Below are 14,311 nucleotides of genomic sequence, written 5' to 3'. Positions count from 1 at the left end.
TTTCAAAGGGTAAGCTACCTACCCACTCTTTAGCTTAAAGGTCATAAATATATGGATAGTTGTCATCTCGTCGCCCCAGATGTTTCATCAGAGAATGCAGAAAAAGAAGCGGAACGCATGCTGAACTGGCTCAAGCAACAAGGGATTATCGACCCTGATTACCAACTCATAGAAGATGATGAGGTGATATATCGCCCCACCCCTGAGTATAAACAGCCTATCCTCTATATTATTGATGACAAAATTGTGCCCACTCAGTTACCGGAACATATATTAAAAAACTATCTCACCATTACCACTCAACGTACCGTATTTCATGCAGGTGGAAATGGTCTTGGTATCTACTGCCCTGTTTGTAAAAACGAACAAAGCAACCAAAGTGAAGATTGGAGCGATGCTGTAACTGCATGGTATGAAGGTAATCCGCATGATTTGTCATGTGTTAATTGTGATTATCGTGCGCCAATTGGCGACTGGCATTATGACCCAACCTGGGCATTTGGCGAGCTTGGTTTTAGCTTTCATAGCTGGGATATGAGTGATGCGTTTATTCAACAATTTACCAAAGTATTTGGGGGGAGAATCATTGATGTCTATCAGCATGACTGAGCATCACCGCCTTATTACACCGATTAATTTGCAATTCGCTCTTGACCCCCTGCTTTTTGGCAAGGGGGGAACTTCAACAAAGATTTAAAAACCTAGCTCGTCTAATAAATCATCAACTTGTGATTGTGATGCCATCACATTGACACCTTCCTTGTTAATTTGCGGGCCATTTAGCAAACTGTCATTTTGTTGCTTCACTCGCATCTCTGGTGGCGTATTTTCCATAAGCAGTGCCAACAGCTGTTTTTCTGCCTCTTCAACCACTTCCATCATTTTTTTAATCACTTGCCCAGTTAAATCTTGAAAATCCTGAGCCATCATAATTTCAAGCAACTCGGCTTTCGTCGTACAGCTGTCATTAATCACACGCCCCAAAAAAGCATGGGTTGATTGATGGAGTTCAGGTGTGATTTGATTCGTATTCACCCCTTCCCATTGCTGTTGTAGTTTGATTGCCTCATCATGCATTTCTACTTGAAGTGGCTTGATTATATCAATACCGTTTAGGGTTTTTTCTGCCGCTTGAGCCGTCATTTGGGCGATATAACGCAAACGATCTTTACCATCAGGAATGCTAGCCACCGCCTGCTGAACACTTTTTTCTAAACCGAGTTCACGCATACTTTCGCGTAGCGTTCTCATCAAGGTGCCAATCCGCGTAATGACCTGTTTTAAATCTTCATTACCTGTAGGATTGCTCGTCGTTACTATTTGCTCTGTCATCACACTCTCCTTTTACAGGTTCGTTTATTGCAATCCCATTTTTTCAAAGACTTTATTCAGTTTCTCTTCCAATATAGCCGCGGTAAATGGCTTCACGACATAACCACTCGCGCCCGCTTGTGCCGCCGCAATGATATTTTCTTTTTTCGCTTCTGCCGTTACCATCAAAACAGGAATGTGCTTCAACGCTTCGTCGCCACGGATCGTTTTCAGTAGTTCTAAACCATCCATGTTTGGCATGTTCCAATCTGCTACGACGAAATCGATATGGCCCGCACGAATTTTTTCTAATGCATCAACGCCATCTTCTGCTTCTTCTATTTTATTAAAACCAAGTTCTTTTAATAAGTTACGGACAATACGTCTCATTGTGGAAAAATCATCAACAACCAAAAAACTGAGATCTTTAGCGGCCATAACCACTCCTTCAAAAATACAATAGTAAATTCTGTAACCGCTAAGCGGAAACAGATGAAAGTCGAGCCAAAACGCTTGGGGCAATTTTGGCGATATCCTGAATTTCGTCCACGGCATCCAGCTCAATAGCGGCACGTGGCATGCCAAATACCACGCAACTACTTTCATTTTGTGCGTAAGTCACCGCACCTTGTTGGCGCAAGTTGAGCATACCTTTGGCCCCATCCATCCCCATTCCGGTCAATAGAATGCCAACACATTTGCGCCCCACACATTTCGCAACAGAATCAAATAACACATCGACAGAAGGACGATGGCGATTAACCGGCTCGGTTTGTTGCAAACGAATCTGATACCCTCGCCCGTTATCAACCACCAGCATGTGAGAGTCACCCGGCGCAATATAAGCATAGCCCTTTTGCAAAGGCTCATTGTGCTCCGCTTCTTTTACCGTCAATGAGCATAACTTGTTTAGCCTTTCTGCAAACGAACGCGTAAAACCCGCAGGCATGTGCTGAGTGATCACGACTGGCGGACATTCGCGAGGCAACATTTCTAAAAATTGACGGATGGCTTCTGTTCCTCCCGTCGAAGCGCCCACGGCAATCACTCTGCTATGGCAAACATAAGCAGATAATGGCTTAGCGATATTGGCTGGCTCTGGAGTTGCTTTTTCTGTGCGCGCAAAACGGTTTCGATGTGTTATTTTCGACATGGCGGCAGCACGAATTTTTTCACCAATCACATCTCGATAGCTCATCATTGTTTCACGAATACCAATCTGTGGTTTGGTAACAAAATCAACCGCGCCCAGCTCTAACGCTTTTAATGTGACCTCTGAGCCTTTAGAAGTTAATGTTGATACCATCACGACAGGTAATGGGTGTAAACGCATCAATTTCTCTAAAAAATCAATTCCATCCATACGTGGCATTTCAACATCGAGCGTTAACACATCGGGTTCATGTTGTTTAATTAAGTCACGAGCTACATAAGGATCAGGCGCTGTGTCAACTACCATCATATCGGAGTGACTGTTAATGATTTCACGCATGATTTGACGCATTAGTGCTGAGTCATCGACACAAAGCACTTTAATTTTTTTCATCACCCCCTCCTCGCCGGTTGTAGGCTGTAGACGGTTTGTCCTTTAATTACAAATCGTTGTGATAATTGAGATAAATTTTCTGAATGGCCGATAAATAACAGTCCATCCGGTTTGAGTAACGGTGCAAATCGTTCTAATAATTTGATCTGCGTGTCTTTATCGAAATAGATCATGACATTACGACAAAAGATTGCATCGAAACGGTGTTGAAGCTGCCAATCGCTATCACTGAGATTTAAATAACGAAATTCAATCATCTGCCTAAGCGTTTGTTTCACTCGCGCATAGCCTTCAAAGTCGCCAACGCCTTTCATAAAATAGCGTTGACGTTGCAACGCGCTGAGGGCTTTTAACTCCTCGATACGATAAACACCTTGTTTTGCTTTACTTAACACTTCGGTATCAATATCACTCGCAATAACTTTGGCATTCACCGCTTGTGAACCGAGCACATCACTTAATGTCATCGCAATGGAGTAAGGCTCTTCACCGGTAGAAGAGGCCGCACACCAAATATTGATATTGCTACTTTTACGAGAGCGTACAAAGTCAGCCAATGTCACGAAATGGTGAGGCTCTCGGAAGAAGGCGGTTAAATTTGTCGTCAACGCATTGACAAATGCTTGCCACTCTGGGTGTAAAGGCTCGCGCTCCAGCATACGTAGGTATTCAGAAAAATTATTGACGTTACAATCACGTAGTCGTTTTAGCAGCCTGTTATACACCATGCTTTTTTTATTCATGGTAAGAACGATGCCTGATTTTTTATGAATAAACCGGCAAACCCGACCAAACTCTTCATCGGTCAATGGTTCTATTTGTGGTGCAAAAAGCATCGTACTTTGTCCTATTTGATAAAAACCCAGAAGCAGCCGGTTATCGGCTGCTTAGTCTTAACAATAATAACTAGCTAACCTGTGCGGCTTTTGTTTCTGACACTTCAAAAAAGGCAACTGTATCGACTAAGTTATTTGCCTGATCTTCCAAGGCAGCCGTTGCACTTGTAGATTGCTCCACTAATGCAGCGTTTTGTTGCGTCACTAAATCCATTTGGCTCACTGCGGTTGCGACCTGTTCGATACCACGACTTTGCTCATTAGAGGCAGAGGCGATATTGCCCATCAATTCGGTGACCTGATTAACTGCTGCCACTAATTCATTCATGGTTTGTCCGGCCTCATTAACTAATTGAGATCCTTGATTAACACGACCCACAGATTCATCAATTAGTGTTTTGATCTCTTTTGCCGCTTCTGCGCTACGCTGAGCTAAAGCACGTACTTCCCCTGCCACCACGGAGAAGCCTCGACCTTGCTCTCCGGCTCTTGCCGCTTCTACTGCCGCGTTTAAAGCCAAAATATTTGTTTGGAAAGCAATGCCATCGATTACGCTAATAATGGCGCTAATTTTTTGCGAGCTATGTGAAATTTCCGTCATGGTATCAATAACATCAACGGTAATATCACCACCTTTTGTTGCTGTTTTTGATGCTGATATTGCTAGCTCACTGGCTTGACGTGCGTTATCTGCGTTTTGTTTCACCGTCGCCGTGAGTTGCTCCATGCTAGCCGCTGTTTCTTCTAGCGACGCTGCTTGCTGTTCGGTGCGAGATGATAAATTATTATTACCCAACGCAATTTCACGAATACCGGTATACATTTGGTCGGTATTGGTACGTAAATTAATGACGGAGGTCGCCAGTGATTCTTGCATTAATTTTAGTTGCTCAAAGACCTCGCCAATTTCGTCACGTGTCGTCACTCGAATATCTTGGTTCAACTTACCTTTCGCCAATTTCATAAAGTGATCGCTCATGCTCATCAATGGATAAATGAGTTTTCGTTTCATCCAAAAATGGGCTAAGCCAGAAACCGCTAAAATAATAAAAGTCACCGCAAAGAACATGAACCATGCCACTTTGTTATAAAAATTGGCGGAATCTAATGAGTTTTGGCTATCGGTATTCAATAAATTCAGGTATTGATCGATAACTGCGGCCATCTGTTCTTGATGTTGTTGTGCAGGTAATGCAACATAACCAGGAATATCATTTTTATCAATTAACGCTCTTAACTCTTTTAAAATAGCTAGAAACGCTTGATATTTTTCGTCAATAACCGCGAGGTTTTCGTGTTCACTCAATAATGGCTGAGCTTTAAATTTTTCGTAGTCGTCAGCAGCTTGTTGTAAAAATTGCTCAAAAACCGCTTTTGCGTTATTAATACTCGCGGTATCCGAGTCCACTTTCATATGCACGACAATTTGAGTCAATGTGCTACGAGCCTGCATCAAATCTTCATAAGTTGTTTCGAGTAAATCACGTTTTTTCGAACCAAGATCGATACGCTCTAAAGAGGAGAGCTCACTTGACACTATCCCTAATGAGAGTGCGCTCGACACAATTTGCATCCCACAAAACATCACGAGAAGCAGATATAAACTGACTGAAATCCGTATACTCTTACCAAACATATTTTATCCCCACATACGCCAGCCAAGATTTCCATGCGTTACAGTCACTATCGCAGTGATGCACAGAAACGCTGCCAAGTGTAAAACTTGGCAGCGCTAAGCTGAGCTGAGTCTTTAGAAAGTTTCCCAATTGTCATCATCTTGATGATTTTTCGATGATATTTTATTTAGATCCGGTGTCTTCACGACATTTGAAATGGTTCTTGCCGCAGGCTCAGTTGTTTGTAACTCTTTTTGTTTCATTGCAGGCAAACGGAAAATAGAGATTAACTGAGCAAGTTTTGCGACTTGTTCTTCCAAGACATTTGCCGCAACCGCTGACTGTTCAACCAATGACGCGTTTTGCTGTGTGACTTTATCCATCTCTTCAACAGCAATGCTGACTTGTGAAATGCCTTTGCTTTGTTCATCTGAGGCCAACGCAATATGCGACATGATGTCGGTAACACGGGTCACTGACTCGACAATTTTAGTCATTGTCTCACCTGCATCTTCTGCTTGGCGCGCGCCTGTATCCGTTCTTGATACAGAATCTTCGATGAGTGCTTTGATCTCTTTGGCGGCATTTGCACTACGTTGTGCCAGATTACGCACTTCATCGGCAACAACTGCAAACCCACGACCATGCTCCCCAGCGCGAGCAGCTTCAACCGCCGCATTTAGGGCTAATATGTTGGTTTGGAAAGCAATACTATCAATGACAGCCGTGATATCTGAGATTTTTTGCGAGCTTTCTGCAATATTCAGCATGGTATTTACCACGTTGGATACCACTTTCCCGCCCTCTTTCGCAATCGCTGAAGCTTGGCTTGCATATTCGCTTGCTTGGTGAGCGTATTCTGTATTTTGCTTAACCGTCGCCGTCAACTCACTCATACTTGCCGCGGTTTCTTCTAAACAAGCCACCTGTTGTTGAGTGCGTGCAGAGAGATCATTATTACCCGCAGCAATTTCGCTGGTGCCTTGATAAATAGTCTCACTACCATCTCGAACGCCGCGTACGGTGTTGATCAGCTCTTTTTGCATATGCTCTACGCCACGCGCTAATTCACCAATTTCATTTGTTGCTTTAGTATCAACACTTGGGGTTAAATCACCCGCAGCAAAAGTGGTAATTCGTTGAATTAAAGCTCTTAATGGTTCAATGATGCCTTTGCGTACATAGCGATAACTAAAGAAGCCAATCAGTGCTAATACGATTGATAAAACAATAATCATATAAAGTGATTCGCGATAATTTGCTTCTGCACGTTTCACTTCACTTTGGAAATCTTCCGAAATATCCGCAAAGTAAGCATTAAACTGTTCTTCAAATTTAATTTGATACCCAGATGTACGGTGAGCATAGAATTCATCTAACTGCCCTTTTTGAGCATATTTTCCTAGCTGGATCAGAGCGTCCCGATAAGTTTCATAGGTGGAAAAAAGCTGTTCAAATTTCGTTTTATCATGGCTCGTTTCTGCCATCAGGTTGATATATCGCTGATAAGCAGCATCTGCGGCTTTGAAATTACGCTCTGCCGCTTTAATTAAATCTTCGGCAGAAGCATCATCTTGGTAGGTACGCCCTTCCAATAAAAAAGCATTGACCGAGCGATTTAAATTAGAGCGAGCTTGTAATAAATTAACCCAACTTTCGGTTAATACTTGTCTTTGGCGTTGGAGCGAATTCAAATATTTAATACTGTCACTATTATCCCCAAGTTTATTGAACATCAAACCGCTGGATATTAATTGCAACAGAATAAAGATAACAATGACGGACAAAAGTCCTGATACGATTTTAATTCGGCTATGCATGATGTTTTACTAACATAATGTTATTGTAATTTGGATATCGGTCATAAGGCTAAAAACTTTAGCCATAGTAGATAGAATATTTGAGGCCAAGTTATTACTCGGCCATGTTGTCAATCAGTGCCATCTCATCACTGGTTAAAAGCTTTTCTATATCCACTAAAATCAGCATTCTTTCACCGACTGTACCTAGCCCTGTCAGGTACTTAGTAGATAATGTCACCGCAAAATCAGGCGGAGCTGCAATTTGTTCTTCGTTTAAAACCAATACATCGGAAACACCATCAACAACAATTCCAACAACACGATCTTTTAAATTCACCACAATAACGACGGTATTATCGTTATAAGTGACATTTTGATGAGAGAATTTCACACGCAGGTCAATAATAGGGATAATCACACCTCTTAAATTGGTCACCCCTTTAATAAAGTCTGGTGTATTGGCAATACGAGTCACTTGTTCGTAACCTCGGATTTCCTGTACTTTTAATATTTCAATACCATATTCTTCTTCACCTAAAGTAAAAATGAGATAACCTTCCCCATTTTTTTCTTCATCAAGTTTATTTAAATCATCATCCAACATTGACATGGTGTTTAGCCTCTATTTAGTGCATAACGGGTTGTGCAATTTGCTGCTTCTTTTTGAGCAGAATGCTGTTATTCATTTGTTGTAGCTCGGCAACATCTAAAATCAGAGCGACCGAGCCATCCCCCATAATGGTGGCGGCGGAAATACCGGGGATTTTTCGGTAATTACTTTCAATATTTTTAACAACGACCTGCTGTTGCCCAATTAACTTATCAACCAACAGTGCAAAACGGTGTCCGGCATGTTGAATAATCAGCACAATACTGTTGGTTAAATCACGCTCTGCGCCTGTGATGCTAAACACTTGATGCAACTCAACTAATGGCAAATACTCACCACGAACCAATAACATTTTTTCCTCACCAGCAAGGCGATAAATATCTTCTTGGCGTGGTTGCAACGTACTGATAATGGCACTTAAAGGAACAATAAAAACATCCTCTGCAACTTTAACCGACATACCATCGAGGATAGCCAATGTGAGAGGCAGCAAAATGCGAATAATGGTTCCTTTTCCTTCGGTAAAACCAATCTGAATACGGCCCCCCATATCTTGAATATTGCGTTTCACCACATCCATGCCAACGCCGCGTCCAGAAACATCGGTGACCACTTCGGCTGTAGAAAAACCAGGCGCCATAATTAACATGGCTATCTCTTCATTACTCATGCCATCATGAACATTCATGCCTTGGGAGCGTGCTTTCGCCAAAATGCGTTCACGGTTAAGCCCCGCCCCATCGTCACGAACTTCAATACAGATGTTGCCACTTTGATGTGATGCAGATAAGGTCAAAGTCCCTGTTTCCGGTTTACCATTTGCCACACGAACTTCTGGTTTCTCGATACCATGATCGAGGCTATTACGTACAAGATGGTTAAGTGGATCTACAATCCGTTCAATCAAGCTCTTATCAAGCTCTGTTGCACTTCCTTCCACCTTCAGCTCTATTTTTTTGTTAAGCTTAGTGGCGATATCTCGCACCATTCGAGGGAAACGACTAAATACATAATCCATTGGCATCATGCGGATCGACATAACAGACTCTTGCAACGCTCGCGAGTTGCGCTCTAGCTGCACAATCGAACTCAATAAGTCACCGTATTCGTTATGGTCAAGCTGCTGGCTATGTTGTGTCAGCATGGATTGAATGATCACCAGCTCGCCGACTAAATTAATCAGTTGGTCCACTTTTTCCACGGCAACACGAATACTACTGGAGTCCGCTTTCGCTTTTGCCGGAGGCGCCTTACGTGCTGTTGCCGTAGGTTTCGATTTCGTCGTCTCTTCAGCGTCTGTTTGTGGAGCCTTAGGTTTCATCGCCGCTTCAGCTACTGCCGTGGTAGCAACATCTTCGGCAGGTGATCTGGCAGCTGGCGGTAAATGGGCTAAACAAGTTTGAGCATCAACCACTTGATGTGTAATTTGTGATTCATCGACCACAAAACAGAGCACCCCACAAATATCGTCAATCACGGTATTTGTTCCAAGCCAAGCTTTTAAGCTATCTGCCGTTTTTTCGGTGTCATAAAGTGTGCCAAATAAAGCCAATTCTTCTGCTAATAAATCGACTTCATTGGCTTTTAGCTGACTTAGCGTGATAACAAAGTAATGGGTATATTCATCACTTGCCGCTGCTTCAGTTACCGTCGGCTGCTCAATCGGAGTCGGTGCTTGGATCGGAAGTGCCTCAGTGACCACTTCTTCTGCTTTTTGTTCAACACGGCCAAGCACCTCACAAATATGTTTAAATGCCTCTTCATCAGGTAACGAGTCATTTTTATAAGCTTCAAGTTGTGATGCCATTACATCTTTAGCATCTAAAAAAACATCAATAATATCTGGCGTTAAAGTCAGTTCATCGTGACGTGCTTTATCGAGCAGGTTTTCCAATGTATGCGTGGTGTTTTGCAACTGTGTGAAACCAAAGGTCGCAGCGCCCCCTTTTATTGAATGGGCACTACGGAAAATGGCATTTAACTGTTCGCTATCTGGGTCGAAAGGATCGAGCTCAAGTAAATGTTGTTCCATATCCCTAAGTAGCTCATCAGCTTCATCGAAAAACGTTTGATAAAACTCGGTAATATCCATGGTTCTTATCCAATTTAGCTTAGGTTTCACTTAACGTTGTAAGTCTGTTTTTAAGTGTCACAACGAAAATTAATTTGAAGGCGTTAATACTGCTGCTGAATGAGTTGCCCCATCCGCCTTTTTTTCTGCATTCTCTATTGATGATGCCTCAGCGTCTTGCTGCGGTTTGTTCAATAGTTCATTCAGTGGCGTTGCACCATCGTATTCATGCAATATCTGTTCAGTCTCAGTTTCATTTAATACAATGATGCTAATACGGCGATTGACTGGCGCTAATCCATTGTTTTTATCCAGATGAATACTGGAAGCCATCCCTACAACACGTAAAATTTTGTCTTGGTTTAATCCCCCAGCGATAAGTTCACGACGCGAAGCATTTGCCCTATCAGCTGATAATTCCCAGTTGTTATAGTTGGCTCCATTCGCATACGGCAGATCATCGGTATGACCTGATATGCTAATTTTGTTTGGAACATCATTGAGTAAAGGCGCTATGGCACGCAAAATGTCGCGCATATGTGGCTCAACATAGGCAGAGCCCACCATAAACATTGGGCGATTTTCACTATCAACAATTTGGATGCGTAAGCCATCATCAATCATGTCGATCAGTAGATGAGGCTTCAGTTCATTTAACCGCGGGTCTTTTAGAATCGCTTGCTCAAGCGATTGCTTTAGTTTTTCAAACCGATAATTGGATTGATCTTCTATTTTGTTATTCGGCTCAGGTAAGATATCCCCATCACGAAACACGATATCTTTCCCCCCGCCCGGAATTGGATTGGTGGCATCACCACTTTTAGTGCCTGAATTAATGGCTGTTTTTAATGGGGTACGAAAATATTCGGCAATCTGTGTCAATTCTTGTGGGCTAGATATGGAAATTAGCCACATCACTAAAAAGAACGCCATCATCGCCGTCATAAAGTCTGCATAGGCAATTTTCCAAGAGCCACCATGTCCATTTTGATGGCTTGCAACGCGCTTTTTGACTCGAATAATATGGGCGTTATTTCCTCTCATTGGCTCATTACTCCTCGCTCTGTGCTTGTGAACGATGACTAATTTTGACTTCGCGAACCTTATCTTCTAGTTCCATGAATGAAGGGCGATCAGCGCTGTACAAGACTTTACGACCAAATTCGACAGCAATTTGAGGGGCATACCCTTGTAACGCGGAAAGGAATGTCACTTTTATACATTCCAACATTTTTAATTGTTCATTGGTGCGTAAACGAATCAATGCAGCCAGCGGTAAAATAAACCCATAAGCCACTAAAATACCAAGGAAAGTACCAACCATCGCATGCGCAATTAATGCGCCTAGTTCACCCGCAGGGCGATCGGCTGATCCCAATGCGTTAACCACACCCAGTACGGCGGCAACGATACCAAAAGCCGGCATTGAATCCCCAACCATATTTAAACCAGAGGCAGGCACCTCACTTTCTTGGCGAAAAGTCTCAAGCTCTTCATCCATCAAGGCTTCAATTTCATGACTTTGTAGATTGCTTGTTACCATTAGGCGTAAATAATCCACAACAAACATCAGCGTTGTTTTATCTTTTAATACACGGGGATATTGCGAGAAAATTTCACTCTCTTGAGGGTTTTCAATGTCTTTTTCAAGCGCCAGTAAACCTTCTTGACGTGATTTATTTAATAACTGAAATAGCAATGCCATCAAATCCATGGACATCGCTTTGTTGTATGAAGAACGGCGGAACACGCGAGGTAACACTTTGCATAAGGCGATAATCGACTTACCACTGTTACCAACAACGAATGCACCGAAACCGGCACCTAGAATAATGACAAATTCAGCAGGTTGGTAAAGTGCCCCTAAGTGGCCACCAAGCATCAGATAGCCGCCGATGACTGTACCTGTAACAATGATATATCCGATGAGTATTAACACAATATTCCCTTCAACTCAGTTATGTAACAGATGGCAGTTAAAGGGAATATTAGGAAGGACAGATAATTTATTATCTGTTTACCACATCAATCCAATTACATTACCGCTTTAGTAATGCCATCCTGTCGATATACCGTAATATCGGCGAGATGTTCGGAAAGTTTACGTTTTTTTATTGCCCGTGATGGCGGCTGGCATAAACTGCAAGTAAAACTATTTTCTGGTATATGAGCATAAGTAATAAATGAGCCATGACAGCAGCTACACACCGAGCTTTGCAACATGCCACTCTCAACGAAACGAACTAGTGTCCATGCGCGTGTTAAAGCTAATAATGGTTCTTCTGATTGCGGTGCGCATTGTTCCAAATATAGACGATAAGCTTTCACAATGGCATCAACACCCTTGCAGTGCCCTGTGTTAATTAAAAACTGATAAGCGTTATAAAACATGGAAGAGTGAATATTTTGTTCCCAAGTCATAAACCAATCAGTTGAAAACGGAAGCATACCCTTTGGTGGTGGGCATCCTCTTAACTCTTTATATAAACGGATTAATCTACCTCGGCTAATTTGGGTCTCACTTTCTAACATTTGGAGACGAGCGCCTAAAGAAATCAGTTCCATCGCAAGGCGAATATCGCTAGCTTCTTTAACAATACTTTTTTCAGTAGTACTACTCATCATTTTCTCGCTGTTTCATTGTCATGTGCCTTGTGCGTTTGCAACAAGTGAGTTGAAAGTAATATACCTGTATGAATTTGTTGTAATTCATCCACCCTTGAGTCACGTGTTAACTTCTCTATCGTGTCACTATTTTCAAATCTAAATTGGCAGATAAGCTGGTTTGTTTCTGCTAATTTAACTAATTGAGGCAAGGAAAGATCTGCTAATGTAGTCGCCATTGATTCAGAAATACCAAGACGAAACATCGCGGAGGCCTTTTCTTGAGAGATAAGTTTTTGAGCAAGCAGCAGATAGGAAAGATTAATATCGTATATATGCTTCAGAAAATCAGTCGTTGAGGTCATTTTTTTTCCTTTTAAATATTATCTACATCTGTGTGCAAATAGGACAAACATGAAGTTTAAACGTACCGCTATAACCTAATTTTTAATAATAAGAAAAATATACTAGGCGACAGTCTCCATTACCGATTCATGCCACTCATTAAGCGAATACCTATTAAGGAGTATAAAATACGTGAAAGTTAAAACTTAAATTAAATCTATTTCCTAAATACTTACAAAAAATAATGAACCAACTAAAATCTTTATCAAATGTAGGAATTTGCCGATATCAATTTTAGTCGTTATTTATTATGCACCACAAAATTAACTATTCAAGATGCTGATGTTTCTTTTTACTCTATTAGAACGATAATCCGTCGATTCATAAACAATTCTTCATTATAACTATATCTTCTACTTCCATATCTCAAATAACCACGACATATAAGTTTGACATAACCTAAATTACAACACCTTAGATAACCTTTCTACTCATATTTGTTTAAAAGTCAACTAAAAAGACCAAGCATAATAGACAAAACAGGATATTGATCTATATCAAAGAAAGTTATTGGGAAACTCTTATCTATTTTAGGTAAACGTTCAAATTGAATGAGAAACAGATTTAATTTTATCCATTAAATTTCAATTAATTCAATAAAGTAAATATTATTCATTCAAAATTCCTCAACCTCAATTGTTTGTTTTTTATACTGTAATTCAAATGATGCATTATAAATCCCACTTAATATTTAATAAGTTTCATTAATCAATTAAATGATATTGATTATTATTTACTCTTTCGCTTTACTGGTAATTTTTTCTTAACAAAATACAATTTATTTTTTCAAAAACCGCTATTTTTTTATCTGAGAAATAGCAATATCAATTAATGTTTAAAGAGAAATTCATTATTTACCTCATTTATTCTTTATTGGTTGGGCAATAATTTTACTTTTGGCAATTTGTCATTGGCGTCTATTTTTTTTAATAAAATGATCAACCTACATTTCCAACGTCGCAAATAGTGAGATCAAGAAAATAAATTATTCGGGTTATAAACATTATTTTTCTATTAATTTATTGTTTCAATATTTAGAGATTTAGTTGCATAAAAATATAAAAATTCAAGCATTATCTGATTACTAATTTTCTTTCAGAAAGGTAGAATTTTACTCCCTTTTAGGTAACAATTAGTAACATTAAGTTATAGTTCATAACTGATACTATCTATTTTTATTTTAACAAATTGACTATTTTCAATAATCGACATAAGTAAAATTTCTTAGCAACTGCAAAATGGATCCAGCTATCTCCTCTTTTCATTTCAAAATTTCATTTCAAAAATAAAATAGGATCTAATAGCCAATTTGTTGAATTTATGAGCAAAAATAGAATCTCAAAAATGAGATAAACATCACAATTAGTTTCATACTTTCTGAAAGTTTTCCAATTAATGGGATAGTTTCAAATAATGCCGCTGAATAGAGCTTCATCAAGTTATATAAACTGTTTTAAAAGTAATCACTTAGCTCTTTTCTATCTCACTAGCTTAAAAATTTTTTTTCATT

At 40.4% G+C, this 14,311-nt stretch carries 13 protein-coding genes; 1 reads left to right on the top strand and 12 read right to left on the bottom strand.

Translation table 11 applies throughout. From position 1 onward, the window contains the following. The first annotated feature begins 51 nt into the window (after positions 1-51). Entirely contained in the window at positions 52-609 is a 558-nt protein-coding gene (locus PR699_RS00180; RefSeq protein ID WP_014658056.1) for a hypothetical protein, read from the top strand. 84 nt (positions 610-693) lie between these two features. Here PR699_RS00180 and PR699_RS00175 read toward each other — a convergent pair whose 3' ends face one another. From PR699_RS00175 to flhD, 12 genes are all read right to left on the bottom strand, one after another. Beyond that, positions 694-1,332 carry a protein phosphatase CheZ gene (locus PR699_RS00175; protein WP_004918584.1) on the bottom strand — a complete coding sequence of 213 codons (639 nt, stop codon included), beginning with the start codon at positions 1,330-1,332 and terminating at the stop codon, positions 694-696. A 24-nt stretch (positions 1,333-1,356) separates the two neighbouring features. Next, positions 1,357-1,749, bottom strand: coding sequence for a chemotaxis response regulator CheY (gene cheY / locus PR699_RS00170; protein ID WP_004918582.1), 393 nt, complete (start codon positions 1,747-1,749; stop codon positions 1,357-1,359). 40 nt (positions 1,750-1,789) lie between these two features. Continuing rightward, on the bottom strand, positions 1,790-2,857 hold the full coding sequence (locus PR699_RS00165; protein ID WP_014658053.1) for a chemotaxis response regulator protein-glutamate methylesterase: 1,068 nt from the start codon (positions 2,855-2,857) through the stop codon (positions 1,790-1,792). Then, the gene (locus tag PR699_RS00160) at positions 2,857-3,693 is read right to left on the bottom strand and encodes a chemotaxis protein-glutamate O-methyltransferase (RefSeq protein WP_004918579.1); all 837 of its coding nucleotides are present in this window, start codon (positions 3,691-3,693) and stop codon (positions 2,857-2,859) included. Before PR699_RS00160 ends, PR699_RS00165 begins: the two co-directional genes overlap by 1 nt. A 70-nt stretch (positions 3,694-3,763) precedes the next feature. Beyond that, entirely contained in the window at positions 3,764-5,329 is a 1,566-nt protein-coding gene (locus PR699_RS00155; RefSeq protein ID WP_004918577.1) for a methyl-accepting chemotaxis protein, read from the bottom strand. A gap of 114 nt (positions 5,330-5,443) precedes the next feature. After that, a complete protein-coding gene (locus PR699_RS00150) occupies positions 5,444-7,129 on the bottom strand; it encodes a methyl-accepting chemotaxis protein (protein ID WP_014658052.1) in 1,686 nt (561 codons plus the stop codon). Positions 7,130-7,223: 94 nt separating this feature from the next. Further along, positions 7,224-7,721, bottom strand: coding sequence for a chemotaxis protein CheW (cheW, locus tag PR699_RS00145; protein WP_014658051.1), 498 nt, complete (start codon positions 7,719-7,721; stop codon positions 7,224-7,226). Between the two features lie 16 nt (positions 7,722-7,737). After that, positions 7,738-9,813 (bottom strand): chemotaxis protein CheA, encoded by a 2,076-nt coding sequence (gene cheA / locus PR699_RS00140; RefSeq protein WP_014658050.1) that lies wholly within the window; start codon positions 9,811-9,813, stop codon positions 7,738-7,740. 69 nt (positions 9,814-9,882) lie between these two features. Next, the gene (gene motB, locus PR699_RS00135) at positions 9,883-10,836 is read right to left on the bottom strand and encodes a flagellar motor protein MotB (protein WP_004918569.1); all 954 of its coding nucleotides are present in this window, start codon (positions 10,834-10,836) and stop codon (positions 9,883-9,885) included. 7 nt (positions 10,837-10,843) lie between these two features. After that, positions 10,844-11,731 carry a flagellar motor stator protein MotA gene (gene motA / locus PR699_RS00130; RefSeq protein ID WP_004918567.1) on the bottom strand — a complete coding sequence of 296 codons (888 nt, stop codon included), beginning with the start codon at positions 11,729-11,731 and terminating at the stop codon, positions 10,844-10,846. 95 nt (positions 11,732-11,826) lie between these two features. Then, entirely contained in the window at positions 11,827-12,414 is a 588-nt protein-coding gene (gene flhC / locus PR699_RS00125; protein WP_040133449.1) for a flagellar transcriptional regulator FlhC, read from the bottom strand. Then, a complete protein-coding gene (flhD, locus tag PR699_RS00120; protein WP_004918564.1) occupies positions 12,414-12,761 on the bottom strand; it encodes a flagellar transcriptional regulator FlhD in 348 nt (115 codons plus the stop codon). The genes flhC and flhD overlap by 1 nt, the downstream gene beginning before the upstream one ends. Between the last annotated feature and the right edge of the window lie 1,550 nt (positions 12,762-14,311).

This window comes from Providencia sp. PROV268 (assembly GCF_028477805.1).
Taxonomy (GTDB): domain Bacteria; phylum Pseudomonadota; class Gammaproteobacteria; order Enterobacterales; family Enterobacteriaceae; genus Providencia; species Providencia stuartii.
The sequence above is the reverse complement of the archived record's forward strand: the minus strand, read 5'-3'. Positions and strand labels throughout refer to the sequence as shown.